This is a genomic window from Bacillus ndiopicus (genome assembly GCF_000612805.1).
Lineage (GTDB): Bacteria > Bacillota > Bacilli > Bacillales_A > Planococcaceae > Metasolibacillus > Metasolibacillus ndiopicus.
On the sequence record NZ_HG964405.1, the window covers coordinates 628,617 to 652,859 of the forward strand.

The following is a 24,243-nucleotide window of genomic DNA, read 5'->3' on the forward strand; positions in this document are numbered from 1 at the left end:
TAACATAATATTAAGGAGATGTTTTTTATGTCATTCAAACATATTACAATCGCAGGATCTGGGGTATTAGGTAGCCAAATTGCTTTTCAAACTGCATTTTTCGGCTATGATGTAACAGTTTACGATATTAATGATAAAGCATTGGCTGCTGCAAAAGAGCGCTTTGAAAAATTAACATCTGTCTATGGTGAATATTTCAACGATCAAGCACGTGCTGAAAAAGCATTTGCTAGCCTTTCATATAGCTCAGATTTGGCTGATGCAGTAAAAGATGCTGATTTAATTATTGAAGCAGTACCTGAGGTAGTTGATATTAAAGTAAATTTCTATACACAATTAGGAAAAGTAGCACCAGAAAAAACAGTTTTCGCTTCAAACTCATCAACAATGCTGCCAAGCCAGTTTGCTGAATATACTGGTCGTCCTGAGAAGTTTTTAGCATTGCATTTTGCGAATGAAATTTGGAAAAATAATATTTCAGAAGTGATGGGACATGCTGGTACAGATCCAAAATATGCTGATTTAGTAGAGGAATTTGCGAAAACAATCGGCATGATACCATTCCGTCTTCATAAAGAACAACCTGGTTATATTTTAAATACATTATTAGTTCCATTTTTAAATGCTGCACAATATTTATGGGCAAACGAAGTTGCTGATCCACATTCAATTGATAAAAACTGGATGATTTCAACTGGTGCTCCAGTCGGTCCATTTGGCTTCTTAGATATTATCGGTATGACAACACCTTATAATTTATCCAATGCGAAAGCGGAACAAGGCGACCCAATTGCAAAATTAATTGCTGATAAATTAAAATCAGAGCTAATCGATCAAGGTAAATTAGGTGTAGCGTCAGGTGAAGGCTTCTACAAATACCCAAACCCATCTTACAAAGAACCAGATTTCTTAAAATAATATCGAAATCCAAGGCTGTCGAGTCAATTTCTCGACAGCTATTTTTATAACTCCGTTTTTCCAATAAAGGTATTAGAAAAAATTGAAGTTTACCCATTCAAAAAAACTTTATAATACTGCATTTTTAGTTATTCTCTTGCTTCAGGTCTACACTACTCGACTTAAATTGATTTAAAATGTTAAAATTATAAATATTAAAAGGAGTGTTGTCTATGAAGGAAAATAAATTTCAAATTACTGCCGCAACTGTTGCGATTGTTATCATCATGGGCTTTGTAGCTACTCATTTTATCAATATAGAAAATACATATAGATCAAATCAGCAGATTATCGAAGAATGCTTTCAGGATTTTGAGCAAGGAAGCACAATAACAATTACAAAAATAGGAACTAATCAACCAGTATCGTGTGAAAAACAATAATGAAAACTCCACCTCCATTTTGATAGGAGCGGAGTTTTCATTATTTAATATCTATTACCAATGATTTCACCTGTTACAGCATCAATACAAGCGATTTTCTTTTTCGATTTTTTCTCACAAAGCTTATAAACTAATTTTTCATAAGGCTCATCCTCATCATATTGAAGATCCCATTTTAAAATTGCATCAATGCTACTCCAAACATTTTTGAAGTGTTCTTCGGTAATAAGAGACTTTTTATCAAAGGCTTTTATTTCATCGACTGTAATGTATGGATGCATTAAAAACTCGATAAAACCTGTTGTCATATTCACAGATAGGTAAAAGTGCTCGCCATCAATTAATTGACCGTCGCCAATATGTAAATAAAATTTGAAAAAGGCGCGCTGACTCTCTTCGTTCAGACTTGGCTCGCCATCCTTTATTAGCATAAATGGTACGAATTCTTCAAAATGAGTTGCTATAAAAGAATAAGCAATTTCCTTGCACTGCTCATAGCTTAACTGTAAATTCCCAGCTCTTTCCTTAAACCATAAAAATTCCTTTAGCTTTTTTGTTTCTTTATCAATCTTCACTTTTACTGTATTTTCACTGCGCTCGCGTATAAAGCTATCAAAGGTAAGATCATTAGGAGAATCCCAATTTTCGTCACGCCATACGATTGCTATACAATCATCCATTTCTTCTTCACGAATACGAGTCATGGAACGGGGGATACCAATAATTTCTTCAATAATATGTTGTTTTGCTTGGGCTGGTATATGAGGAAAAGGAAGAAACGATTCTGGTAGCTCCTCTTCATCCTCTGCAAAGCTAGTTTTTCCAGTAACAGCATCGAATGCTTTATAAAACTGTTCATTTTCATAAATAAGAAATAGGCCAGATTGTTCAATTGTGTAAACATCTTTTGAAAGAAATCGCAATTGTAGCTGCCATTTTGCTTGTTGAATACATTGTGTTAGTAGCTTGTCTTTATCAAAAAGCTGTTTTGGTACATTTGGTATAGTCTTTGTAAAACTGCGATAATTAAAATTAATAACTTCCCCAGAAGAGCTTACCTCGATTTTACAATACGGTTTTGATAATGGGGAACCAGCGACAAATTGTTCATAGGTAAACTTGCTGCTCTTCTCTTTTTCTTCCGTTGATGAAAGGGTGAAATATTGTAATGCCTCTGGATGCTCTTTATGTAAAAAATTTTCTGCAATCATTCGTTTTTCGACAATAGATAGCTGCATATTTAAATCGGCATAGCTGTCTATTGAAAGCTCTATTAGTTTCCCTTCATTATTTAATGTTACTGCAATGCCATCATTTAAATAATCATCGGCAGCCCAAGCAAATGAAACTTGGTCATCACTATAATCCTCAATAATAAGCTTAAAATCATCTGGCATACTCACAAATTTTAATGCTTTTTCAGCTAATTGCTCCTTTAACATATTAATCATCACTTCTTTCTCAATTGGTTTATACATAATTGTTTCCATCTGATGTTTTAAAGATAGCCGTCCACGATACAAATACATTTTAATTGTATTTAGCGGTTTATTTAGCATTTCACCTATTTGAATAAGCGAAAAGTCATAAAAATAATGTAGTACAATGGCAGTACGATACTCATTTCTTATGTAAGTTAATGCTTCATGCACAAAATCATATGGTAAAGGTGAATTGTCTACATGATCTAATTGTTGCAATATCTGCTCTGTTTCAACAACAAGAGTTCGTTTTCTTTTGCTTAAAGCAGCGTAGCATTCATGAATTAATATTTTAAATAGCCATGTTGAAAAATATTTTGGCTCCTTTAATTGATAAATTGATTGATAAGCCTTTAAGCATGTTTCCTGTACAATATCAAGCGCATCCTCTTGATTATCAACATAGGATATTGCCTTTGCCAAAAGGCGTGGCTTTTCTTGCTCAATTATTAAATCAAAAGCTTTAGTGTCTCCTTGGATTGCTTTTTTCACTAACTTTTCCAATAACTCATCCCCCCTATATACTTAGATATGTAAAGGAGCAAAAAGGTTTCAAAATTACTTACACGAATATTATTATAATGCTTCTAAATAGTTAATATTTCAATCAAACAGCAAAAAGCTGTCAGAAAAGCGGCGCGCTAACCTGCTTTTCAGACAACTTTAAGCTTCTAATTATTCATATCTTTAAGACCAGGGCTATGTTCGTTTGGCATCTCTGGCATTACTGGTACTGGGAATCCTTTTGGTGGAGGTGTCACTTCAAGTGTTCCACCATTTCTACTTGGCGTTTGCCCTTGGAAAATTTCTTGGATACGTGTTTGATCTAATCTAAAATTAAATTGAGCATTATGGAATCCCATTTCCACGAACTTTCTGCATTCTGGATATTTATTGATATCGTAGTTCGGTACAGGGAACAGTTTTCCCCAATCTACACCTAAAGTTTCCAATGCTTTAGCAAATGCATTTTGATGAGCGTTGTCCCGCACAATCAAAAAAGCAAGTGTTTCTCTAAATGTCTGATTAGAGCTCATTTCATAAATACGTGTTTTTTGAAGCACACCCGTAGATTCAAGTACTAAATTGTCTAATAAATCTGCAATGAGGTTCCCGTGGGCGTATACCCATGAACCATTCCAAGGGTTACCTGCAGCATCCACAGGTAGAGATGCTTGTGCTCCTATAATATAGTGATGTGGATTAGCGTGTCTAACCGCATCATCTAATGGTGCTTGATCCATACCACTATTGCCAGGGAGAGAAGACTCCCCAGAATCATTCAGTAATTGGTTAATGGTATTTTGTACTAGTTCTACGTGGGCAATTTCTTCTAAGAAAACGCCGCGAAGTAAATCGCGGTATTGAGTTTCTTTTCCTCTAAAATTTGAGCTTTGGAAAAAGTATTGCATCATCGTTCTCATTTCACCATAATGGCCACCTAGTATTTCTTGCATAACACGAGCTGCTTCAGGATCAGGCTTGTCTGGTTTAATGATGTTGATTAATTCCTCTTTGTAATAATACATTCATACACCTGCAATCATTTTATTTTTTTGGATAATCTACATGCAGTGGAGGAGGTACGAGCCAACCTTTATTTTTATTTAAACGTAAAAGTTTAGCACCAAGCTGAGCTTTAGCGATATGGAATTGACCGTACATAAAGGCAATATCTTCTCTAGTGGAAGAAGCCATTGCTTGGCTACATGCTACTAATCCAACAGCAATGTCCGCAGAAAGCGCAGCGCTAATTTCTGGATCATTGAATTTTGCACCTGGTGGTATGTCTTGTGGTCTTGCTACAGGTCGCTCAGGTGGTGCAGGAGGTAACCCAATACCGTTAATTTTTAAAATCTTTTCTAACTGTCTTACTTCTTCTCTGCAAACGTCGATGATATCTTCAATAATTTTTTTGAGATCTTCGTCACCAGCATGATTGTAAAATGTTTGTTTGCCAGCAATCATGCCGTAGTTTGCCATTAAATTTGACCAAATGCTAAATACTTCACCATAATGCAATGGTTCATCTTTTGGATTGCCACTAAGTATACCCATACTACACTTCCTTTCAAATTTGTGCACTTGCATGCAGTTCTAGTATGGGTTAGTACAGAGGAAAAAATACAACTATTTAGGCGACCTATTTAGCAGAACAAGGAAGCGGTAAGTTAGCAGAAAAAAACCGGCAAAAAAATTGCCGGTTAGGGGTAATAATCAACTTATTTTGTACCGTTTTGATTACGGTTATTTGTGAACTTACCTGATGCTAGTTGCTTGTTGGCTTCTGCTTTTTGTACTTGTTGTCTAACTTCGTTTACATCAGTTTCCGCCCCAAACTCCTCATTCATTTTATTCGGAGTTTTTGGATTAAAGTTTTGATTATTATTTTTTGGCATGAAATTCACCTCCCTGAAAACTAGTCTGTACAAAGGAGGTTTTATTATGCGTAAATTTTTTTATTAATGAAAAATTACTTAATGACAAATAAAATTGTCCCTAATGAATTTCCATTGGATATTGCTTTATATCTCAGTTGATAATGGATGTAGATTAAAGTCATAAAGCGAAAAAACTTTGGGTTACTTATTGCTTTGTGGAAAGCGATTGTTAGGTAAATCACTTTGTTAGTAGCTTTAATTATTTGGATAGGAATCACTTTATAATTAAAAATTTCATATTTTATATTATTTCTTTTTAAAATTTGAACAATTTCCCTTGAAGATGTCGTCTAAGGTATTAATTAAGGAGGTGTTATTGTTGGAGCATCTAGTGGAACAATACGGTGAATACTTATTTCATCTCGGCTATTTATATGTAAAAGATAGGCAGCTAGCAGAGGAAATTACTCAGGATGTTTTTCTGAAATATATGCAACAGCCAGAGAAATTTCGTGGAGACGCATCATTAAAGACATATTTAACAAGGATTTTAATTAATCGCTGCTATGATGAGCTAAAGAAAATTAAACGTAAAACGCTATTCAATCAATGGCTGTTTAAAAAAGATAAAAATCAGCCTTCTATTGAGCATACATATATTAAGCAAGAAGCTTATCAAACATTGTTGGACAAGGTTTTACAATTATCTCTACATTATCGGGAAATTATAATTTTATACTATTACGAAGAATTTGAAGTAAAGGAAATCGCAAATTTATTAGGTTTATCGGAAAATACAGTGCGTACAAGATTGCGCCGTGCACGCGAAATACTAAAAACAGATCAGCAATTAGAGGAAATCTACCAATATATGAGGGGGATGAATCATGAATCAATTTAAAAAGCAGCTACAAAGTGATCTTCAAAGGAAAGTGCCATTCACGAACGAACTGAAGAATCGCATTATTCATAATGAAAAAACAAAATCGAGCAATCGATGGCGTTTAATTCCTGTTTATATCTCATTAGCGGCTATCGTGTTTTTTTTACTATCAACTATAAACAAGTCTGACATACAGCAGGTCGTAGAAGAAAATGCGACTATACTAAAGCCTGACACACAGCAAGCTGTTGATAAAAATACGACTATACACGCAAGCTATGATAAAGCACCAAGTACCATTTATAAAGATATTCAAAATGCACCATTAATAAACGGAGAGCACAAAAACTATTTTCGCATTAATTCAGTAAATAGAATGCTTGTTTTTACGGTAGAAAATACAGGAGCAAATCCATTTACGTGGAAAATATATAAGCCTAATAATGAAGTCTGGTATAATGGATCACTGGCTCCAAATCAGTCTAAGTCTTATATAATTGATGATAAAAATGCGGTTGCAATAGGTGAATATCATTTATCTGTAATTTCTAGAAATGGTGGACCTGGCAATGTGAGCTTTACAATAAAAGAAAAAGAATCTTTACTACCTATTTTAAATGAGGGAAAACATATTGTAGATGTAGAATATAGTGATTTTTTAGGCGATTCATGGATGCTGTATTCACCATTAATTATTGATGAAAATGCTAGTATTACTTACGGGGATTATATTGTTTATTATGGGAAAAACGGTCTTGCAGGCTCAACTGTTTTAGGGCTGCCTGGAGATGAAGTAGTGATTGAGCAAGGTAGGGTGCTTGTTAATAATGAAGAGCTGCAAATTCATGGCTTAAATAAGAAAATTGATAAAATGACGCAAGACAATCCAATGACAAACCCCTATTTTTTCCATAGAAAAGGGGAGGCAACGGATCGCTTCATAGACCAAAAAATGTTAGCTAATGAAAATGAATGGATTATTTATAATAATGAAGGCGGTCATACAATTTTAAATATCACAAATGCACAAATCGCCGGAAAAGTAATTGGTGTCCAAAAATTTGAGCCAACATTTGAGTTAAATACAGAGGAAAAAGCACTCTATGAGGCATTTAAAGCAAGCCATAATTTAGAGCTATTACGAAATATTGCACCGCTAACAATTGCAAAAATTTATATTGTAGCTGAAATGGAGCAAGAATATAGTATGTACAAAGCTTTATTTACTACTATTGATGATGAGGAAACAAGAGAGGTAAGGGATTATATTAAAAAAGCACAGCCTGTACGGGAGGCTTATTTTACGAAGGAAATTGAGCAACTAGGAGCGGCAAAAGTATTCGCAGGTCTAGAAACAGGTGAATTTATTCAACAGTCAGAGGATTACGGAACTATTACATTCTTTTCTTCCATAGATGGAATGGAAACTAGGGTAACAATGAGGAAAAATGACAAGGGAATTTGGCAGCCTGCTTTTAGCCGACCGATTTATTGAATAGTTGGAACTCATTATGTGCGATATCGTCCATCAATTGAAACAATTGTATTTCAAGACATGCAGCTTTCTATTGATGACACCTATGATTTTAAAAACAAGGGGAGTGATAATTTTGAAGAAACATATCCTTCTTGCTGTATTTGCACTTGTTATGTTATTCATAACGGCATGCTCAGATGCTCAAAATGATTTTTCAACTGTTGAAAAAACGATTGTAATAGGCAACCCAACTGTAGAAGAGGTAATGGAACTCGACCCTGATGCGGATATTTTTATTTGGAATAACACTGTCTATAAAACGCATATTGATTGGGTTGATGCATTAACTTTAATTGAAGACGAATTAGTAGGAGCGATTGAATTGAATAGCGCTACCTTAAGTAAATTTTCCAATTTAGCCGCTAATAAATTGCCAGTTGGTACAGAAATTTATACAGCAACTGAGAGAAACGATATTTTAATTGCAAAACATGATGATGAAACAAAATATTATTTAATGCTAGTGGAAGGCTAAAGTGAAAAGCGTGCTCAATTATTCAAATCGAGTGCGCTTTTCTGAATTTTCCGTTTCCTTTATATTGGAAAAATAGTATGATGAATGTAAAGAGATGCATGAACAAAGGTAAAAAAACGGGGCAAACTGTAGGCTCCTTTATTTTTGTACAATTTGGATTAAGTTGCCACAAGTATCATCAAGAACAGCAATCGTTACGTTGCCTGCTTTTGTCGGCTTCATTGTGAACGTTACACCTTTTTCCAATAATTTTTCATATTCTTTTTCGATATCTGCTACACCAAACATCGTTGTTGGAATGCCTTCAGAATAGATTTTCTTTTGATACTCTTTGGCAATAGGATGCTCATCAGGCTCTAATAATACTTCTGTTCCATTAGGGTCTTCAGGTGAAACAACTGTAAGCCAGCGATACTTACCAAGTGGCTGATCCTCTTTTTTAATAAATCCTAGCTTGTCTGTGTAAAATGCCAATGCTCTGTCTTGATCCTGTACAAATATACTTGTCACAATTACTTTCATAAAGTGATCCTCCTTATTTAGGTACGTACATACGTTCTTTTTATTGTATCATATTAAAAGCTAGCGATACAAATTATTTGGTAGAAAATTTTAGGAGGTTAAGACAATGTCATCATACAATTTTAGACTAGATACAAGTAACAAGTATGATTCTGAGGAAAAATATAATGAGAGAAACACTCAGATAGAAGAGGCGTGGAAAGCTTTCACAGGTTATTTTTTAGAAAAAGGTAGTAAAGTGGCTTTTAAATATTGGACAGAGGATACTATATATGGAGATAAGAGATATTCTAGCTGCGGTATAAAAGCTTTTTTAAATTCAAGCGAAGAGCATCACATACATACAGATTGTGATAATTTAACAATTTTAACGATGAAAAAACAAATGATATGAAAGAAAAAATAATCAATAGTACGGGAGTTGCAGTTAGCAAAATTACAGCCTTCTTTCAAATAAATATTATGGACGTAGCTGGCAATGAAATATATAGTTCACAGGACTTTGGCGATAATTTGTTACTATCTTTAACAGAGCAAGATTTAAAAATTATCGAGAGAAAAGTAAATCTGAACATTCTTGAAAAATCGTTATAAAAAGATATAGCAACGAAAGTGGGAGAACTATGAAAAAATGGACAACGAAAAGCTCAACGTATCTTTATAAAACCGACTTCGGCAATTTGAGGAAAGATGTGTGTGTGCTGCCAAATGGCTTTGTTATTAATGATTACTATGTAAACGAATATGTTGATTGGGTGAATGCGGTAGTTATTACACGAGATAATAAAATTGTCTTAGTCAAGCAGTATCGCTACGCGGGAGATGATTTTTTCTTGGAAGTTCCAGCAGGGAAAATCGAGCAAGGTGAATCGCTAGAAGAAGGTATTTTGCGTGAGGTTCGGGAGGAAACAGGCTTCACTTCAGATGTTTCACCTATAAAGCTAGGGGAGTTTTTTGTGAATCCAGCAACTCAAACAAATAAAGTAGCTTCCTTTTTAATTACAGATGCTTATCAAAATAGTAACCAGCAATTAGATAGTACAGAAGAAATCGAAGTAGCGTTATTTGATTTTGATGAATTTGAAAAGCTATTCAAAGATAATCAAATTAGCATCCAACTATTTACAGTGACTGCCTATTATTTGGCGAAAAGTAGGTTAGGAGGGAATTAATGCAGCGTTTTCGTATTGTTGTTGTTGCGATGTTCTTGTTAGTAATGCTTGTAGGTTGCGCAGAAAATACCAAACAGGGAGAAATACAAACGACTTTTCTACCAGTACAATATGCTTTTAATACAAAGGATATCCAAGCTGTTGTAGGGCATGCAGACAATGTTTTTGTTGCGTATGTAGAAAAAATGGAAGGAACAACATACAAGCATCCTGTAAAAGTGGGACTGAAGGAAGTAACAAGCCCATATACAAACTATTCAGTAACTGTTATAGAAAATGTAAAAGGTACACGATCGACAGATAAGCCAATTTCGTTAGAGAAATTTGGTGGAATAAATGAAGCGGGCAATCTTTATATCATTCCAGAAGGAGATGCGCTACCTGAAGAAGGTAAGTACTATATATTTAACACCTATAATCAGTCAGATGGTTCCATATTAGCATCTGGTCAAAATTCCACAATTGCATTAGATATAGAGAACGCAGAAGAATTAGCGAGTAGCGAGATATTTCGCCGTTATGTAGATGCGGCTGAAAATAAATAATACAAGTTCAAGTTTGAAGAAATGACTCCATTTTCAAAATGAGGTCATTTTTTTTGAAAAGATTTTTTTCAATACAACGATTTATCATTTCAAATCGTCTCAATAATGAGGATAAGTTTCGGAGGCTCAAAATGACGAGTAAAGATCCATTTGAATTGGTTGAAACAATTTATTTAGAGCATTATCTATATTTAAAAAATTATTTAATAAAGCTTACTAAAAATGAGGCAATTGCAGAGGATATAATTCAGGAGCTTTTTACAAAAATACTAAAAGACCCTGCCAAACTAATCGAAGTTACGTATATAAAAAGCTGGTTGATTAAATCTGCGAAAAATACTTTGCTAGACTATTACAAAAAGAGAAAGCCTGTACTATTAAATGATGAAGCGATTATTGAGGAATTGCTAATTAATTATCAAACACCAGAATTTAAAGCTCTTTTGCATGCTGAGATTGACTTTGCTTTAAAAGATTTATCGAGGCAGGAGCAATTGATTTTATTGGCAAAATTCCATTATGGCTATAATTATGAGGAAATTAGTGAGCTACTAAATATACCTGTTTCAACGATTAAATCAAAAGTTTTTCGAATAAGAAAAATGATGGTGAAAAGGGGTTAAATAAATGCATGAATCAAACAAAATTCATATTCTGTCACAAGAGCTGATTGTCATGTTTGATGAGCTAGAAGACGAGGCACAAAAAATTGTGCATGAGCATATGAAAGAATGCCGAGAGTGCCAAAAGCTTTATGATAATCTACAAATGAAAGCGATTGTTTATAACGATTTTCATGATAGTGACAAGCTGGAAATTAAGCCTTTAAAAAAAATAATTCATTTCCATCAAGGTCTGAAAATCATGTTTTTTGCAGTTCGCCTAGCATTAATCAGCTTTATCCTATTTACGAGCTTCCATTTTTACAATTGGGAGCTATCTAGTAAAGCAGCTTTAGAGTTTATAAAAGGTGCGGTATTTTTCTTTTATTTTCCTAGTATTATTTTTTTAACCGTGTTCGCTTTTGCATTCTTTAATAAAAAATGGGTATGGCTGCTTATTTTATTCGATTTTATAATTATATTCTTTTTAGATGTAATTATCGCTATTTTTATATAGATGGGGAGGGGATGGCATTGACTATATTGCTTTTTTTAGGCTTCAGTTATGGGATATTAATTTTTTTATTTACACTTATCGTTGCCAAAAAAATAGGGAAAATTTATATTGCATCCATCATTACCGCCATTATAGGAGTTTTCATTGTTGTTTATAGCATTTTCAAAATCGGCGGTTTTGAAGGGATGGGCTATGGCATATTGGGATTATGTATTTTTGGAGTAGCCATTTTAGGCGGATTACTTACACCATTCATCGCAAAAAGTATGAATAACAAACCGTTCAATAAATTAGATAAAATAGTATTGATTGTAGTTCCTATTTTATTATTTGCTGTAACAGGGGGAACTATTGCGACTACACAAAATTATTGGGAAATGAATAAAGGCTATTTAGATGTGAAAGATTCTTATCCGCATAGTTATTATACAATAGCTGGAATTTCAGAAGGAAGCAAGAAAATCCATATCCGTTTAGGGGAAGAATATAAAGGGAAAAAGCTACAAATTCAAAGCGTTAAAAAATTCGGTAATACGGAGGTAATCGTAAATATTATAGAAGGTGAAAATCCCGATAAAGTACCTTATATTGAAATAGGTATGACGAAAATCGTGGAACCACTTGTTGTGAAAACGGCAGATGGAGAAATTATCGAGCCAAGAATTAAGTGAAGTGTTGAAAACTAAAGTAAATACCAAAGGCTGCAGTCATATAATATAGCGGGATATCACTCTTTTTTAAAAAGAGTATATCCCGTTTTTCCAACTGCCTCTTTGAATGTTTCTAGCAAATCTTGCCCACTAAGCCCTTTAGCAATCATAGATTCTAATAACCACGTATACTCATCATATAAATCTTCAACAGGCCGAATGAGTAGATGATCCTCTATTATTTCCATCGTCAATTTTTCACCGCTTTTTAATAAAGCGCGGCATTGTTCAGGAATCGTAATGGATTGCTGCTCAGATAGTTGGATTAATGTTATTTTCATTTAATACACCTTCCTTGACTATTATATTTACCACATTGACAAAGGGGTTAGCCCCATACAGACAATAAAGTTCTCGTATCATTGTCTTCTGTAACATATTGCACATTTTCATATCCACAGTAGAGCGCGTGATTATATAATGTTTCAAGCATTGTCTGTTGCTTGCAATAAATGGATACATAGCTACAATCTACAATGATTAAAGCCAATTCGCAATCACTTTTTACAAAATCCTCATATGTTTTAATAGTGCGCATTTGCAGCGTAGGAAAAGCCTTTAAGTCAGCAAAAATGACATAATACGTATTTGTTTCGATGCGAGCTTTTAGCTTGTTGCCTTCAATGGAGCTCATTTCGTTAGGATATAGCTCCCCCCCGATATCACCATCTTTCATAATATACGATTCGCCAGCACCAATTTGCCAATGAAATGCTGAGAGATTAATGGGTTTTAATAAATCATATAGAAAACGCCCCCATTGATTGGGGATTAAAAAAGTAATGCCTATATTCAATGTTGCAATCCTCCATAATTATTTTAGATAATATTACCATACTAAGTAAGCAATTTTGAATGAAATACTAGTATGTACATATAATTTTTCTTATAATTAAGGAAATCGTGGTGAATTATTGAAATACCTAACAGGAGGAGAAAATGATGCTACGTCTATTATTGCAGAAAATACTAATTGCTCTTATTGCAACGGTTCTTTTTTCTTTCATCTCTGCTTGGTTTGCGTATACACCAGAAGCTAGTCAGGCAAGTAATACATCTTACATAAGCTTTATAGGCCTTGTTTTATTAAATATATTATTTGTAGCGAGTCTCTACTTTACAGTCGGAATTTTGGCTTCATGGTTAATTGATGCAAAGGTAACAAAAGTTTTTTTAAATTTTTTAAGCTATTTACTTTGTGGAGCGATTGTAGGTGGAGCATTTTATTCATTTAATATGCTATCAAAATATATGAATTGGTCTGATTTTATTAGCTTTAGTATTGCTGGCGCTAGTGCTGCTGTAATATTTTGGTTTATCCAAAAAGCATTCCAGCTATTTGTTTTTACAAAACCTGCTAGCAACCACTGAAAATTAAGTACATTGTCTATGAGAAATTTCTATTAAGCATTAAAAAAGCTTAATGGAGATTTTTTATTTTTTAAAGGATAGCTATATAAGCTATACTTTTAGCTTATGTATAATAGCAAGTTGTATGAATAGTAGCTTTAAACCTTTATGATATGGAAGATTTACTATATAATTGTTAATGATTTCATAATTTGTGAGGGTGATAGAAATGCACATACCAATTTTGTATGAAGATAATCATTTAATAATTGTAGAGAAACCAATAAATATTCCTGTGCAGCAGGATGAAACAAATGATCCCGATTTATTAACATTATTAAAACGGGATATTAAAATTCGCTATAATAAGCCTGGAAATGTATATTTAAGCTTACTTCATCGCTTAGATCGACCTGTAGGTGGTGCCATGGTTTTTGCTAAAACTTCTAAGGCAGCCTCAAGAATGTCAGACTTATTAAGAAAACAAGAAATCGAGCGCGGTTATTTGGCAGTTGTACGAAGGCGAGTGAAAAAGGAGGAAAATACACTTGTTCATTATTTATGGAAGGACCAAAAGAAAAATATTGTCTTTGCTAGGAAAGCCAATTACAAGGATGCCAAAAAGGCAATACTCCATTATCGTGTTGTCAAGAGAACTAGCGATTTAACATTAGTACGAGTGCAATTAGAGACAGGACGCTCACATCAAATTCGAGTTCAATTCCAACAAATTGGCCATCCACTTTATGGGGATCAAAAATATGGATCAGAAATAAATAAAAAGGGACAGCAAATAGCACTATGGGCACATGAATTATCCTTTACCCATCCTGTAACAAAAGAATCCGTTACCGTTATATCTGAACCACCTAAGCAGTATCCGTGGAATATTTGGAACTAATTTATTTTTAATAGAAGAAGGTGTAATGGCTCGACAATATTAAGGAAAAGTCAGTTTCATTAAAGTATGAATGTTACTAAAAAATCTCTAGAATAGAGTGTAGTTCCATGACTTTAAGTTTAAAACAAGGAGAAATATAATGGATTTAACAGTCAAAACAACAACAGGCACTTTAAACATACGGGTCGCTGCATGGATTGAAAATAACGGCAAAATATTATGTACAACATATTCAAATGGAATAACGACACTTCCAGGTCGGCGTGTAAAATTACACGAAACAACAGAGGAAGCAATCATACGTGAAATAGCTGAGGAAATGAGTGTCTCGTTCAAAAATGTTGAGACATTAGCGATTATAGAAAACTTCTTTACACTCAACAATCAATCTTTACATGAATTCATCTATGTATTTAAAGGGACTATTGATTATTCTGAAATAATAAATACAAGTGAGGCCGAAGAGCAATTTCATTGGATTGATTTAGAGGACTTGAACCAATTAAAGCCAAGTATAATCCAACAGTTGCCTCAGCTTATTAAACAATTCTCTCTGCCAATACATTTGGTGAATAAAGATAACCAATGAATTTGTTTATTAAGAACCTTTTCAATAATAGAATAAGGAGGAATTTATATGGTTATGGCAACATTTCGTATGCAACCAATAAAAACCGTGTTCTCCATTTTATTTATTATTTTAGGTATGGTGACGATGATGAAATATCAGCAATTAGAGGTAGGCTCTATTGAAAGTGTCATTGCCTTAATTCAAAGTCAACAGTTTAATGGAGAAGTTTATAAAACACTCTATTTAAATGTTACCTCTTTTTTAAGTTTACTTATAATTGCATTATTTTGGATAAAGCCTGCTTTAAAGCGCAATTGGCACTATGAGTATGCTGGTGGACAAAGATGGATAAACATTATTGTTAGTATTTTGTTAGTGACGTTTTCTTTTGTATTTAGTCTTTATTTGTTGCAAAAGTTTACTGGATTCATTGTTGCAGGTGTGCTTATGATGTTGATTTTTGGCAATAGCGATAGCCAAGGACAGAGAGAATCCTATTAAATCGTTATATTAGCAACCATTATGGCACTTGATGCATTTTTTGATTATAACAGGGCATTAATTTGCAGTATTTTAGAATAATAAATCAAAAAATTCCAAAAGGAATTACAGGTTATTTCCCCTTGAAATCCCAATTTGGCAATGATATACTAATGCAAATATTTTCGAGAGGTTGATGGATGGAACATGATCAAATAATTCTATTTTAGACGCAAAATGTATACGCATTTTCAATTAAAATAGGATTAGTATGCCCATTTCTCAAGTGCGAAAATAGGCTTATTACATATTGAATTCTAATCCTTCTGAAGTGTATTTCAGAAGGACTTTTTTGTCTACGCGTATACACCTATTTATATTTGGATAAAAGGTGGGCATTCCTATGACAGAAAATATTATTATTAAAAATTTAACTTTTAAATACTTATCAATGACAAAGCCTATTTTTAAAAATATGCATTTGAATATTAATGACAATTGGAAATTAGGGCTAATAGGAAGAAATGGACGTGGAAAAACGACCTTCTTTAGGCTACTTTTAAATGAGCTTGAATATGATGGCTCTATTCAAACGAATTTGCATTTTAAATATTTTCCTTCGTATCCAGAGGGACAGTTAACCGTTTTAGAGCTTTTTAAAGATGTAGAGAGTTGGCAAATTGAGAGAGAGTTAGCCTTAATGGATTTGCCAGTATCTATTTTAGATAAACAGTTCGCTATTTTAAGTGGCGGTGAACAAACAAAAATATTATTGATTGAGTTATTTTTAAGTAGAGATTCGTTTCCTTTAATTGATGAGCCTACAAACAATTTAGATTTGCATGGTAGAAAAATTGTTGGACAATATCTAAAAAGTAAGAAAGGCTTTATTGTCAGCAGCCATGACGAAAGCTTTTTAAATGAATTTGTTGACCATGTACTAGCAATTAATAAACAGTCAATTGATGTAATAAAGGGCGATATTACTACGTGGAAATATGAAAAGGCAAATGCTGATTTATTAACTGAAGAAACAAATGACAAGCTAAAAAATGAAATAAAGAGATTAGATACCGTTGCCAAGCGTGTAAGTGACTGGGGCACAAAAAAGCAAAATAGTACGAATGATGCAGCTGCAAGAAAAATTGCTGCGAAGCATATGAAAAGATCAAAGGCGTTAAAAAAGCGAACAGAGGCTCTAATAGAAGAAAAATCTGCTCTAATCCATAATATTGAAAAACCACCTGAGCTGAAAATGTATGTGTCGCATCCGCGAAAGCAGGTATTGTATTTTAGAGATTTTACAATTGTACGGGATGGGCTACCCCTTTTTAAGCCGATTACGATTGACATTTATCCAAATGAGCGGTTTTTTATTGAAGGTGAAAATGGTGTAGGGAAATCAACTTTATTAAAATTTATTCTAGGTATTGAAAAGTTTGAAACGGTTGGTGATTATCGCATTGATTTACCTAAAGATATATCGATTTTTCATCAAAAAAATGATGATAACGAAAATTATTTGTCGATGATTGACCAGCTCACAAAAGAGGAGAGGGAAGAGTATTGGCATGTACTGTATCAATTAGGCATTGAGCGCTCAAAATTTACCGATAAAACAAGTGCAACTTGGAGCGCAGGTCAGGCGAAAAAGGCATTTTTAGCAAAGGCGTTGTTAGGAAAAAACGAGCTTTTGGCATGGGATGAGGTAACAAATCATCTTGATATGATGGTTATTGAGCAATTAGTTGCTGCAATAAAAAAATATCAACCAACGATGATTGGCATTGATCATAATGAGTACTATATCAATGCAATTGCGACGAAGAAAATTAAGCTAATCAATTACGCCTTGGCTAACTCTAGTCCAGATTTTTTTCGAGCTCGCTCATGAGCGGAAGTTAACCTAAAACCGTCACGTCGTGTGACAACGGTTAACTGACCTGCATCGTGCAGGCCTATCTTCAAAAATCTGTGACATTCGCCGGGGCGTTTGGGCCAACGTGATGTTGGTCACTCAGTGCGGTTTGTACACCCACTGAACGATAGAAAACAAAATATACCGTTCATTTCACCACCTGTAGAGATAGGAGTTTTCTGTATTTGTACCTGTCGCTTCGCTTTCGGTACAAAGGTAAATTACTGAATCAAGATAAAGGGGTAAAACAATGACATTATATCGATTTTTAGCCTCCAAATCCCCAATGCCTGAGGCAGGGGATAGCGGCTTCCGAGAAATAACAAAAGAGGCATTTGAGCAACTTACAGAACCAGTACCTTACTTTACAGTGCCTTATTTGCCAGATAAAGTGATTATTATTGATGATTTGACAAAGTTAGAGCAATTTCAAGTTGTGAGATGCCTTCAACTTCCAGAAGATACAGGCGGTCAAATTCAAAGACCTTATATTTATGAACTGCGTGGTAATGTGAATGAAGATTATTTAACAAAGCTAGTGAGGTATTTGCAGGAATATGTGAAGGAGCAGGATAAGGTTGAATTATGGTCACTTTGGCATGGGGAATCTGTAAGTTCGAATCAAATGAGAAGACTAGACCCTCAAAACCTGTCAGTAGAGAAGCTAGCGTTTTTAGGTCAATATAAAAATAACTGTATTAAACTTTGGCGAAAATAATTGCCCCCAAAATCAATCAAATTACTGATTTTTTATAATCCCTTTTTTGCTAAAGTTAATTTAGTGATTTTGTAGAAGAGAAAGGACTTTGATGATGCAAGAACATTGGCCTAATGAAATGAAAATTGCTCAAATAAGAATAGCGCGACCAACTAATCAACTAAGCAAAGTGGTTAGCTTTTATTGTGAGGGATTAGGATTAAAAAAAATTGGTTCTTTTGAAGGGCATGCTGGGTATGATGGTGTGATGATTGGACTTCCGGGATTTGATTATCATTTAGAATTTACCCAACATGCTGATGGCAGTCCCTGTCCTGCTCCAACAAAGGATAATTTGCTAGTGTTTTATTTACCAGATACTGAAGCAATACAAAAAATTACAAATAGATTAAATGCAATGGGATATGCTTCTGTACCGCCTGAGAATCCGTATTGGAATGAATTAGGCACTACAATTGAGGATCCTGATGGTTGGCGCATTGTATTGATGAATTCAAATGGCATATAAGTAAATGCACTAATAAAAGCTTGGAAATTATCCTATTTCCAAGCTTTTATGCTCTTTCAAATAGACGTAGTGAGTGAAAAATCAATTTTGTACGGTCTTTTTATTTTTGGAGTTTTTCGAAAATTACAAAATATAAATGGTGTGAAAACCTTTTCCATATTATAATAATATTAATAAATTGGATAAAGAGGTGGAAATTATGAAAAAAGGTCACTATATACGCTATATTGTATGGATGATTGGATTGCTATTTTTACTATTCATATTCCAACATTTTCAAAGTGTATTTGAACAAAAGGCCAGAGAATCCTTTGATCCTATGAAACTTTATTCATTCCAAATTTTTATGTACTTTATAATTGGGTGTTATTTAGCGATTATTGTAATTCAATCTTGGCGACCTCAATTAAATTTAGCTTTGTTTTTAGCAATAACTATACCTTGTACAATTATAGCGCTATATTTTCCAATGACTTTAACTATACCAAATATCCCCATGCCCAAAAACCTTAATTTTTTTATTATGAAAAGAGAATTTTTCCCCTTAATAGCAGGCTTTACATTTTTACTAAGTTTGTTTAGCGCCTCTAAAAAAGGGGCTAACAAAATTTTGTAGGAGGATTTATATGAAGAAAAAGCTTTTTATTATGGCAAGCTGCTTTGTTATTTTAAGTGGCTGTATGACACAAGGAGCACAGTATAGTGCCAAAAATAATGATTGGGAAGTAAAACTCGATCTTACTTTCGATAAAGCAGAAGGAATGGAATGTCATACTGGAGCTATAAAATATTTAGGAGAGGAACCTTACCCAAAAGAAGTGAAATACAGTGTAACGAACAATTCTAACTTAGAAATGGGCGGAACAGGTGTTTTAGATCAATATGGTGTATTAAACTTTGGAAAAGGCTGCGGTAGTGCAACAGCTTTGATAGACAAAGGTAATGAGGCAGAAATAAAGATTGAGTGGGATGGTAAATCTGAAACGTTACAGTTAGATGTAAAGTGATAACGGAGTAAGACCTTAAAAGCACAAGCAGTACTTTGCGAATTGCTTGTGTTTTTTATTTCAAAAAGCCCAGGGCTAATCGATTATAGCAATAACAGGAGAAGTGTTAAAATTATATAAAGGAGTGACTTTAATGAAAGAAATTTTAAAAATATTAAATCAAATGAGAGGTATCACACAGACAGGTTTAGCATATACAAAGGACCCATATGATGAAGAAAGATACATAGAGTTAGAAACAATTACGAAAAAATTAATAGAAAAATTAACTACGCTCAATCATGAAGAAATTAATGTGATTTTTTCTGCGGAAGAGGGTTATGCTACGCCAAAAACTGATATTCGCTGCGTTGTATTTAATTCACAGCAACAATTATTATTAGTAAAGGAAAAGAGCGATAATAGTTGGGCTTTACCAGGAGGATGGGCTGATATAGGCTTATCTCCAGGAGAGGTTGCAGTGAAAGAGGTGCAAGAAGAGGCTGGATTAACAGTAGAACCAACGAAAATATTGGCTATTATGGATAAATATAAGCATAATCTTGCGCCAGAGTTTTCTTATATTTATAAAATATTTATTCAATGTAACATAGTGAGTGGAGAAATATGCTCTGGCTTAGAAACGGATGATGTGGCGTTTTTTGAATTACCACAAATTGAGACTTTAAGTTTATCAAGCAGAAGAAATACACTAGAGCAAATAAAATTGATGTTTGAATATCAGAGTAACCCAAATAAAGAGGTTTATTTTGATTAAAGGGGAAGATACTATTATAAAAGCAGTAATATTTGATTTTGATGGCACTCTAGCGAATACATTACCGATATGTTTTTATGCTTTTCAAAGTGTTTTTAAACAATTTGATAATAGAGGTTTATCTGCAGATGAAATTGTAAAGATGTTTGGACCTTCTGAAATAGGGATTATTCAAGAGAATCTTCAAAATTCGAATAAAAATGCCGCAATTGAATATTTTTATGAAAAATATTCGGAATCGCACGCGGATTTTGTGAAGCAAAACACTGAAATACAAGAACTATTGTATCATTTGAAAGGATTAGGTATACAGATTGGCATTTTTACAGGTAAGGCACAAAGGAGTCTAGATATTTCCTTAAAAAAATTATCAATGGATGGATTATTTGACGTTATGATTACAGGTGATGATGTAGTGGAGCCAAAGCCTGCACCGGAGGGCTTACTGAAAGTCTTAGATCTTTTAGAGGTTGACAATACTTAGGCGATTTTTGTAGGTGATAGTGAAGCAGATATTGTGGCTGGCTTACAGGCTCATGTATTGACGGTTGGTGTTCAATGGCTACCAGATTACCAACCCCAAACGTTTATAGAGCAACCACAAGTCATTATAAATAATGTAATGGACTTTAAACATTTCCTGTCTTCGATAATGTGAAAAACCTTTTTATTAGACATCGTAAGGTAATACGATTACAATAACACTTACCGAAATGCATGAAAGGGTGTCTAAGCTGTACAAAATTATTTATATGAAGGCCGATTATGAGCCATGGTGGCAGTTTGAAGGCTGGGAAGAGACAATTCAGGAGACATACTTTTTCGAAACAGAAGAGGCATTAGAACAAGCTTTTCAAGAAATGCTTGCTAAATTTCGAGCGCAATACGAAAATGAAGCAGAGAAGCATGAAAAATACTTTGCTTTTTGGACTGATAATGAATGCGAATATTGTGAAGCTTGTGATGAAGATGCACAAATTTATCATGGTTTAATCATGATAAAGCATTAAATATAGGAGATTTCTGCAATTGACAGAAATTAAGGAAAATTTTTAAAAAAATCAAGAAAATAAATTGACATAGTGTAAAATCATGGTATACTTAAAATAACAATAAAATTGCTTGACCGGATACAATGGATTCACATATTACAAAGAGTGATCGGTGTGTAAGTGTCGGTACTTTTTGTAATATGTGAATTTTTATTTCGGTAAACAATTCCATATTGTTCACTTTATTTTTTGGAGGTTTTCTCAAATGAAACAAGGTACAGTAAAATGGTTTAACTCAGAAAAAGGCTTCGGATTCATCGAAGTAGAAGGCGAAAACGACGTATTCGTACACTTCTCTGCAATCCAAGGCGAAGGTTTCAAAACTCTTGACGAAGGTCAAAAAGTGGAATTCGAAGTTGTAGATGGCAACCGCGGACCACAAGCTGCTAACGTAACTAAACTTTAATTCTTAGAATTAAACTTAAACTCGTTAATCCAAAGCACTTCTCATTATGGGAAGTGCTTTTTTTCGTGCTCTATATTATGATAAGAAATATATGAAAAAGGAGGCTAAACAATGCTTGCTACAATTTCACAGCAACAAAATCACATAATTGCCCAGTTTGAACGTCGGCTGTCATATAATGCTCAGCAAGTATGGGCTGTATTAACAGAAAATCATCATTTAAAGCATTGGATGCGCAATTTAGAGATCGTTGATGCGCGTAAAAATGGGAAAATGAACTTTCATATGCTGGATGGCACAGATGCTCTGATTGAAATGAAAGTTACCGATTATGTGGAGCAAAAAGCATTCGCCTTCGAATGGGGCAATGACCATGTGCGATTCGAATTACAGCCTGTAGATACAGGAACGGTCTTAACTTTAACAGAAACGATTCAAGAGTTGACGGAACATACGCCAAAGGATTTAGCTGGTTGGCATATATGCTTGCAGCTATTTGATGGTGTTCTGCAAGGGGCGGGAGAGCAGGAATTCCCGATGGAAGATTGGCAGCAGTATTATGAGAAGTATAAGGAATTGCTTGCGGGGATATAAGAGTACCTCTATTCATTTTTCCATAAAACGAAAAAAGTATTAGCGATTTTGCTAATACTTTTTTGTCTAGCTAACGTGATTAATTTTTATTTTAATTGACAATGGACAACCATAGAAATACTATCTTTTGTAAACGCATCCTTCTTCCAAGAACCGTATAAATTTATTAGTTCAAAGCCATGCGACTCTAATAATCGATGAAGCTCCAATGGAAAAACATAGCGAAGTGAGATTGAATCTTTTGCTGTGTGAATTAATTGCCCACTTTCGATAATCTCAGTCTCCGTCACACAGTATAAAATTTGAGTGTCATGATTGTACTCTTCAAAATGCTTTTCCAATACAGTTTGATTATCATTATTTACATAAGATTCTTCATACTCATTGACGACTGATAATTCAGCTATATTAGGATTTCGTGTATCAAATATAAATTGTCCCTTTGGTAATAAATGCTTTTTTACTGAATGAAATAATAAATCTTGGCTTGGGTTTGTTAAAAAGTGTTGAAATGAATTACCAGTCATAAAAATCAATGGCGATTTAAAAGCTAAATCTAACGCTGTACAATCTTGTTGTTCAAAATTAATAGTTAATTGTTCCTGCGCTGCTTTCTGTTTTGCGCGGTTTAGCATCCCACCATGTAAATCTATTCCAACCATATTTAACCCACTTTTAGCCATGGGAATTGTTAATCTGCCTGTGCCGCAAGCAAGCTCAATGATAGGTTTCTCAATTCCACTTGCATATTCCAATATATATAACAAATCATCTTGATAGTTACCATACATTTCATCATATTTCTCAGGGTTTTCATATTTCTCAAAATTATTTTCAAATAGCTCTTTCATTCATTTGCTCCTCCTTGAATATAGAAGCAAAATATCATTGTCCCGTTATTTTGCTTCACCTGCACATAATCGATAGAAAATATTTGTATTTCTCATTTGAATCACACCTTTCAAAATAATATATGTATTATATCATGTATTGAAAATTCAATAAATATAGTGTGTGCTATTGACACGTGAAGAAATGACAGGATATTAGCAAGAAGCAAAGAGTTAGATGGATAATAAAAAATTAAAAAGATGCTTAAACCAAAGGACGAACCTTGATTTAAGCATTTTTTTATTGGATGGATACAAGGTGAAAATTGCTATTTTACATCAAGCTGCTTTAATGTTGACGTAACGACATATGTTTCATCACCATCAACCATTTCCGTAACGCTTTTCACTAATCCATAACCACGTACATAATAGTTTGATTCTGTCGTATCTTTATCCTTTGTTACAATAACAACCGCATGATCAAAGGAGCGATAAGGTGTGTCAATTTGTGCATCGATTTCTGCAATAGTCCAATTGCCCTCAGATTGGCCTACCTCAAGAGGCATTTTTAAAATCGTTGTTATAACAGGATACGTATCGAGCGCAGCGATATCAAATTGCTTTACTCCCTCTACCTCACGAAACACCAACTCAATTGCTTCGTTTGTAATACGATAAATTTTATTTATAATTGCACCACCATTATCCACCTGAATATGCACGTAATTGGGTGCTAGCCAAAATGTTTGCTCTGTATAACTTGCAAATTCATTACCTTCACCTTCAAAAAAGGCAGTTGAAGCATCCTCTTTAAAATATAATTGCAGCTCATTTTCTTGCTGATCTATTTTAGGTGAATTTTCAGCAGGTTTCGTTGGCTCTGCTTGATTATTTGAGCAGCTAACTAAAAAGAGAGCTACACATAGCAAAAAGAAGTAACGCATTTTTATCACTTCCTATTGATTGTTTTTTTTATATTTACC

Annotated in this window: 33 protein-coding genes and 1 pseudogene; 25 read left to right on the forward strand and 9 right to left on the reverse strand. The window is 33.9% G+C overall.

All coding sequences use genetic code 11. The features are described from left to right. Positions 1 to 27: 27 nt before the first annotated feature. Together TY13_RS11185 and TY13_RS11190 are read left to right on the forward strand one after the other, a co-directional pair. Positions 28 to 918, forward strand: coding sequence for a 3-hydroxyacyl-CoA dehydrogenase (locus TY13_RS11185; protein WP_042475588.1), 891 nt, complete (start codon positions 28 to 30; stop codon positions 916 to 918). A gap of 212 nt (positions 919 to 1,130) precedes the next feature. Continuing rightward, positions 1,131 to 1,340: a hypothetical protein gene (locus TY13_RS11190; RefSeq protein ID WP_042475591.1), complete on the forward strand. Its 210-nt coding sequence runs from the start codon at positions 1,131 to 1,133 to the stop codon at positions 1,338 to 1,340. Positions 1,341 to 1,384: 44 nt separating this feature from the next. Here the strand turns inward: TY13_RS11190 and TY13_RS11195 are convergent, their stop codons facing one another. The 4 genes from TY13_RS11195 to TY13_RS20720 form a co-directional block, all read right to left on the reverse strand. Beyond that, positions 1,385 to 3,325: a sigma-70 family RNA polymerase sigma factor gene (locus TY13_RS11195; protein WP_042475594.1), complete on the reverse strand. Its 1,941-nt coding sequence runs from the start codon at positions 3,323 to 3,325 to the stop codon at positions 1,385 to 1,387. A gap of 167 nt (positions 3,326 to 3,492) precedes the next feature. After that, on the reverse strand, positions 3,493 to 4,350 hold the full coding sequence (locus TY13_RS11200) for a manganese catalase family protein (protein WP_042475597.1): 858 nt from the start codon (positions 4,348 to 4,350) through the stop codon (positions 3,493 to 3,495). A gap of 19 nt (positions 4,351 to 4,369) precedes the next feature. Then, complete coding sequence (locus TY13_RS11205; protein WP_042475601.1) at positions 4,370 to 4,879, reverse strand: DUF3231 family protein; 510 nt, start codon at positions 4,877 to 4,879, stop codon at positions 4,370 to 4,372. A gap of 164 nt (positions 4,880 to 5,043) precedes the next feature. Further along, positions 5,044 to 5,220 carry a gamma-type small acid-soluble spore protein gene (locus TY13_RS20720; RefSeq protein ID WP_074432960.1) on the reverse strand — a complete coding sequence of 59 codons (177 nt, stop codon included), beginning with the start codon at positions 5,218 to 5,220 and terminating at the stop codon, positions 5,044 to 5,046. Positions 5,221 to 5,572: 352 nt separating this feature from the next. Here TY13_RS20720 and TY13_RS11210 point away from each other — a divergent pair, with 352 nt between their 5' ends. The 3 genes from TY13_RS11210 (at position 5,573) to TY13_RS11220 (ending at position 8,097) form a co-directional block, all read left to right on the forward strand. Further along, a complete protein-coding gene (locus TY13_RS11210) occupies positions 5,573 to 6,103 on the forward strand; it encodes a sigma-70 family RNA polymerase sigma factor (RefSeq protein ID WP_230199429.1) in 531 nt (176 codons plus the stop codon). Further along, positions 6,090 to 7,580: a S26 family signal peptidase gene (locus TY13_RS19845; protein WP_052344311.1), complete on the forward strand. Its 1,491-nt coding sequence runs from the start codon at positions 6,090 to 6,092 to the stop codon at positions 7,578 to 7,580. Before TY13_RS11210 ends, TY13_RS19845 begins: the two co-directional genes overlap by 14 nt. A gap of 115 nt (positions 7,581 to 7,695) precedes the next feature. After that, a complete protein-coding gene (locus TY13_RS11220; RefSeq protein WP_052344312.1) occupies positions 7,696 to 8,097 on the forward strand; it encodes a hypothetical protein in 402 nt (133 codons plus the stop codon). A 138-nt stretch (positions 8,098 to 8,235) separates the two neighbouring features. Here TY13_RS11220 and TY13_RS11225 read toward each other — a convergent pair whose 3' ends face one another. Then, the gene (locus TY13_RS11225; RefSeq protein ID WP_042475606.1) at positions 8,236 to 8,619 is read right to left on the reverse strand and encodes a VOC family protein; all 384 of its coding nucleotides are present in this window, start codon (positions 8,617 to 8,619) and stop codon (positions 8,236 to 8,238) included. Between the two features lie 106 nt (positions 8,620 to 8,725). Here TY13_RS11225 and TY13_RS11230 point away from each other — a divergent pair, with 106 nt between their 5' ends. The 6 genes from TY13_RS11230 (at position 8,726) to TY13_RS11260 (ending at position 12,126) form a co-directional block, all read left to right on the forward strand. Further along, positions 8,726 to 9,013, forward strand: a complete 288-nt coding sequence (locus tag TY13_RS11230; protein ID WP_042475609.1) for a hypothetical protein — start codon at positions 8,726 to 8,728, stop codon at positions 9,011 to 9,013. Between the two features lie 229 nt (positions 9,014 to 9,242). Then, positions 9,243 to 9,791 (forward strand): NUDIX hydrolase, encoded by a 549-nt coding sequence (locus TY13_RS11240; RefSeq protein ID WP_042475613.1) that lies wholly within the window; start codon positions 9,243 to 9,245, stop codon positions 9,789 to 9,791. Next, the gene (locus TY13_RS11245; protein WP_042475615.1) at positions 9,791 to 10,336 is read left to right on the forward strand and encodes a hypothetical protein; all 546 of its coding nucleotides are present in this window, start codon (positions 9,791 to 9,793) and stop codon (positions 10,334 to 10,336) included. The genes TY13_RS11240 and TY13_RS11245 overlap by 1 nt, the downstream gene beginning before the upstream one ends. A 131-nt stretch (positions 10,337 to 10,467) precedes the next feature. After that, entirely contained in the window at positions 10,468 to 10,959 is a 492-nt protein-coding gene (locus TY13_RS11250; protein WP_042475617.1) for an RNA polymerase sigma factor, read from the forward strand. Positions 10,960 to 10,963: 4 nt separating this feature from the next. Next, the gene (locus tag TY13_RS11255; RefSeq protein ID WP_042475619.1) at positions 10,964 to 11,455 is read left to right on the forward strand and encodes a hypothetical protein; all 492 of its coding nucleotides are present in this window, start codon (positions 10,964 to 10,966) and stop codon (positions 11,453 to 11,455) included. A gap of 17 nt (positions 11,456 to 11,472) precedes the next feature. Continuing rightward, entirely contained in the window at positions 11,473 to 12,126 is a 654-nt protein-coding gene (locus TY13_RS11260) for a YesK family protein (protein ID WP_052344313.1), read from the forward strand. Positions 12,127 to 12,182: 56 nt separating this feature from the next. Here TY13_RS11260 and TY13_RS11265 read toward each other — a convergent pair whose 3' ends face one another. Next, complete coding sequence (locus TY13_RS11265) at positions 12,183 to 12,446, reverse strand: hypothetical protein (RefSeq protein WP_042475622.1); 264 nt, start codon at positions 12,444 to 12,446, stop codon at positions 12,183 to 12,185. Positions 12,447 to 12,493: 47 nt separating this feature from the next. Then, entirely contained in the window at positions 12,494 to 12,961 is a 468-nt protein-coding gene (locus TY13_RS11270) for a DUF2691 family protein (RefSeq protein ID WP_042475624.1), read from the reverse strand. 143 nt (positions 12,962 to 13,104) lie between these two features. Here TY13_RS11270 and TY13_RS11275 point away from each other — a divergent pair, with 143 nt between their 5' ends. The 14 genes and pseudogenes from TY13_RS11275 to TY13_RS11340 all read left to right on the forward strand — a co-directional run bounded on the left by TY13_RS11275 (position 13,105) and on the right by TY13_RS11340 (position 22,427). After that, on the forward strand, positions 13,105 to 13,536 hold the full coding sequence (locus TY13_RS11275) for a hypothetical protein (RefSeq protein WP_154661591.1): 432 nt from the start codon (positions 13,105 to 13,107) through the stop codon (positions 13,534 to 13,536). Positions 13,537 to 13,744: 208 nt separating this feature from the next. After that, on the forward strand, positions 13,745 to 14,416 hold the full coding sequence (locus TY13_RS11280) for an RluA family pseudouridine synthase (RefSeq protein ID WP_042475630.1): 672 nt from the start codon (positions 13,745 to 13,747) through the stop codon (positions 14,414 to 14,416). Positions 14,417 to 14,555: 139 nt separating this feature from the next. Beyond that, complete coding sequence (locus TY13_RS11285; RefSeq protein WP_042475631.1) at positions 14,556 to 15,005, forward strand: NUDIX hydrolase; 450 nt, start codon at positions 14,556 to 14,558, stop codon at positions 15,003 to 15,005. A 48-nt stretch (positions 15,006 to 15,053) separates the two neighbouring features. Then, positions 15,054 to 15,488 carry a hypothetical protein gene (locus TY13_RS11290; RefSeq protein WP_042475635.1) on the forward strand — a complete coding sequence of 145 codons (435 nt, stop codon included), beginning with the start codon at positions 15,054 to 15,056 and terminating at the stop codon, positions 15,486 to 15,488. A 382-nt stretch (positions 15,489 to 15,870) separates the two neighbouring features. Then, positions 15,871 to 17,361, forward strand: coding sequence for an ATP-binding cassette domain-containing protein (locus TY13_RS11295; protein WP_042475636.1), 1,491 nt, complete (start codon positions 15,871 to 15,873; stop codon positions 17,359 to 17,361). 274 nt (positions 17,362 to 17,635) lie between these two features. Continuing rightward, on the forward strand, positions 17,636 to 18,103 hold the full coding sequence (locus tag TY13_RS11300; protein ID WP_042475639.1) for a hypothetical protein: 468 nt from the start codon (positions 17,636 to 17,638) through the stop codon (positions 18,101 to 18,103). 94 nt (positions 18,104 to 18,197) lie between these two features. After that, positions 18,198 to 18,611 (forward strand): VOC family protein, encoded by a 414-nt coding sequence (locus TY13_RS11305; RefSeq protein WP_042475919.1) that lies wholly within the window; start codon positions 18,198 to 18,200, stop codon positions 18,609 to 18,611. Between the two features lie 199 nt (positions 18,612 to 18,810). Beyond that, positions 18,811 to 19,227 (forward strand): hypothetical protein, encoded by a 417-nt coding sequence (locus tag TY13_RS11310; protein ID WP_042475641.1) that lies wholly within the window; start codon positions 18,811 to 18,813, stop codon positions 19,225 to 19,227. Between the two features lie 10 nt (positions 19,228 to 19,237). Next, positions 19,238 to 19,618: a hypothetical protein gene (locus tag TY13_RS11315; RefSeq protein WP_042475643.1), complete on the forward strand. Its 381-nt coding sequence runs from the start codon at positions 19,238 to 19,240 to the stop codon at positions 19,616 to 19,618. Positions 19,619 to 19,751: 133 nt separating this feature from the next. Beyond that, entirely contained in the window at positions 19,752 to 20,375 is a 624-nt protein-coding gene (locus TY13_RS11320; protein ID WP_042475647.1) for an NUDIX hydrolase, read from the forward strand. A gap of 13 nt (positions 20,376 to 20,388) precedes the next feature. Further along, positions 20,389 to 21,033: pseudogene (locus TY13_RS11325) on the forward strand (HAD family hydrolase). Between the two features lie 67 nt (positions 21,034 to 21,100). Then, positions 21,101 to 21,385, forward strand: coding sequence for a DUF1033 family protein (locus tag TY13_RS11330; RefSeq protein ID WP_326583934.1), 285 nt, complete (start codon positions 21,101 to 21,103; stop codon positions 21,383 to 21,385). A 247-nt stretch (positions 21,386 to 21,632) separates the two neighbouring features. After that, positions 21,633 to 21,833, forward strand: coding sequence for a cold-shock protein (locus TY13_RS11335; protein ID WP_004230088.1), 201 nt, complete (start codon positions 21,633 to 21,635; stop codon positions 21,831 to 21,833). A 111-nt stretch (positions 21,834 to 21,944) separates the two neighbouring features. Continuing rightward, positions 21,945 to 22,427, forward strand: coding sequence for an SRPBCC family protein (locus TY13_RS11340; RefSeq protein ID WP_042475654.1), 483 nt, complete (start codon positions 21,945 to 21,947; stop codon positions 22,425 to 22,427). Positions 22,428 to 22,513: 86 nt separating this feature from the next. Here the strand turns inward: TY13_RS11340 and TY13_RS11345 are convergent, their stop codons facing one another. Both TY13_RS11345 and TY13_RS11350 read right to left on the reverse strand, forming a co-directional pair. Next, positions 22,514 to 23,278: a class I SAM-dependent methyltransferase gene (locus TY13_RS11345; protein ID WP_042475658.1), complete on the reverse strand. Its 765-nt coding sequence runs from the start codon at positions 23,276 to 23,278 to the stop codon at positions 22,514 to 22,516. A gap of 308 nt (positions 23,279 to 23,586) precedes the next feature. Beyond that, positions 23,587 to 24,204: a hypothetical protein gene (locus tag TY13_RS11350; protein WP_042475661.1), complete on the reverse strand. Its 618-nt coding sequence runs from the start codon at positions 24,202 to 24,204 to the stop codon at positions 23,587 to 23,589. Positions 24,205 to 24,243: the final 39 nt, after the last annotated feature.

Coding starts and splice junctions, on each gene's coding strand:
- TY13_RS11190 (WP_042475591.1), top strand. CDS start 1,131: ATGAAGGAAAATAAATTTCAAATTACTGCCGCAACTGTTGCGATTGTT.
- TY13_RS11185 (WP_042475588.1), top strand. CDS start 28: ATGTCATTCAAACATATTACAATCGCAGGATCTGGGGTATTAGGTAGC.
- TY13_RS19845 (WP_052344311.1), top strand. CDS start 6,090: ATGAATCAATTTAAAAAGCAGCTACAAAGTGATCTTCAAAGGAAAGTG.
- TY13_RS11320 (WP_042475647.1), top strand. CDS start 19,752: ATGAAAGAAATTTTAAAAATATTAAATCAAATGAGAGGTATCACACAG.
- TY13_RS11305 (WP_042475919.1), top strand. CDS start 18,198: ATGCAAGAACATTGGCCTAATGAAATGAAAATTGCTCAAATAAGAATA.
- TY13_RS20720 (WP_074432960.1), bottom strand. CDS start 5,220: ATGCCAAAAAATAATAATCAAAACTTTAATCCAAAAACTCCGAATAAA.
- TY13_RS11280 (WP_042475630.1), top strand. CDS start 13,745: ATGCACATACCAATTTTGTATGAAGATAATCATTTAATAATTGTAGAG.
- TY13_RS11335 (WP_004230088.1), top strand. CDS start 21,633: ATGAAACAAGGTACAGTAAAATGGTTTAACTCAGAAAAAGGCTTCGGA.
- TY13_RS11230 (WP_042475609.1), top strand. CDS start 8,726: ATGTCATCATACAATTTTAGACTAGATACAAGTAACAAGTATGATTCT.
- TY13_RS11295 (WP_042475636.1), top strand. CDS start 15,871: ATGACAGAAAATATTATTATTAAAAATTTAACTTTTAAATACTTATCA.
- TY13_RS11245 (WP_042475615.1), top strand. CDS start 9,791: ATGCAGCGTTTTCGTATTGTTGTTGTTGCGATGTTCTTGTTAGTAATG.
- TY13_RS11200 (WP_042475597.1), bottom strand. CDS start 4,350: ATGTATTATTACAAAGAGGAATTAATCAACATCATTAAACCAGACAAG.
- TY13_RS11310 (WP_042475641.1), top strand. CDS start 18,811: ATGAAAAAAGGTCACTATATACGCTATATTGTATGGATGATTGGATTG.
- TY13_RS11300 (WP_042475639.1), top strand. CDS start 17,636: ATGACATTATATCGATTTTTAGCCTCCAAATCCCCAATGCCTGAGGCA.
- TY13_RS11345 (WP_042475658.1), bottom strand. CDS start 23,278: ATGAAAGAGCTATTTGAAAATAATTTTGAGAAATATGAAAACCCTGAG.
- TY13_RS11340 (WP_042475654.1), top strand. CDS start 21,945: ATGCTTGCTACAATTTCACAGCAACAAAATCACATAATTGCCCAGTTT.
- TY13_RS11265 (WP_042475622.1), bottom strand. CDS start 12,446: ATGAAAATAACATTAATCCAACTATCTGAGCAGCAATCCATTACGATT.
- TY13_RS11275 (WP_154661591.1), top strand. CDS start 13,105: ATGATGCTACGTCTATTATTGCAGAAAATACTAATTGCTCTTATTGCA.
- TY13_RS11315 (WP_042475643.1), top strand. CDS start 19,238: ATGAAGAAAAAGCTTTTTATTATGGCAAGCTGCTTTGTTATTTTAAGT.
- TY13_RS11290 (WP_042475635.1), top strand. CDS start 15,054: ATGGTTATGGCAACATTTCGTATGCAACCAATAAAAACCGTGTTCTCC.
- TY13_RS11205 (WP_042475601.1), bottom strand. CDS start 4,879: ATGGGTATACTTAGTGGCAATCCAAAAGATGAACCATTGCATTATGGT.
- TY13_RS11240 (WP_042475613.1), top strand. CDS start 9,243: ATGAAAAAATGGACAACGAAAAGCTCAACGTATCTTTATAAAACCGAC.
- TY13_RS11255 (WP_042475619.1), top strand. CDS start 10,964: ATGCATGAATCAAACAAAATTCATATTCTGTCACAAGAGCTGATTGTC.
- TY13_RS11225 (WP_042475606.1), bottom strand. CDS start 8,619: ATGAAAGTAATTGTGACAAGTATATTTGTACAGGATCAAGACAGAGCA.
- TY13_RS11350 (WP_042475661.1), bottom strand. CDS start 24,204: ATGCGTTACTTCTTTTTGCTATGTGTAGCTCTCTTTTTAGTTAGCTGC.
- TY13_RS11250 (WP_042475617.1), top strand. CDS start 10,468: ATGACGAGTAAAGATCCATTTGAATTGGTTGAAACAATTTATTTAGAG.
- TY13_RS11285 (WP_042475631.1), top strand. CDS start 14,556: ATGGATTTAACAGTCAAAACAACAACAGGCACTTTAAACATACGGGTC.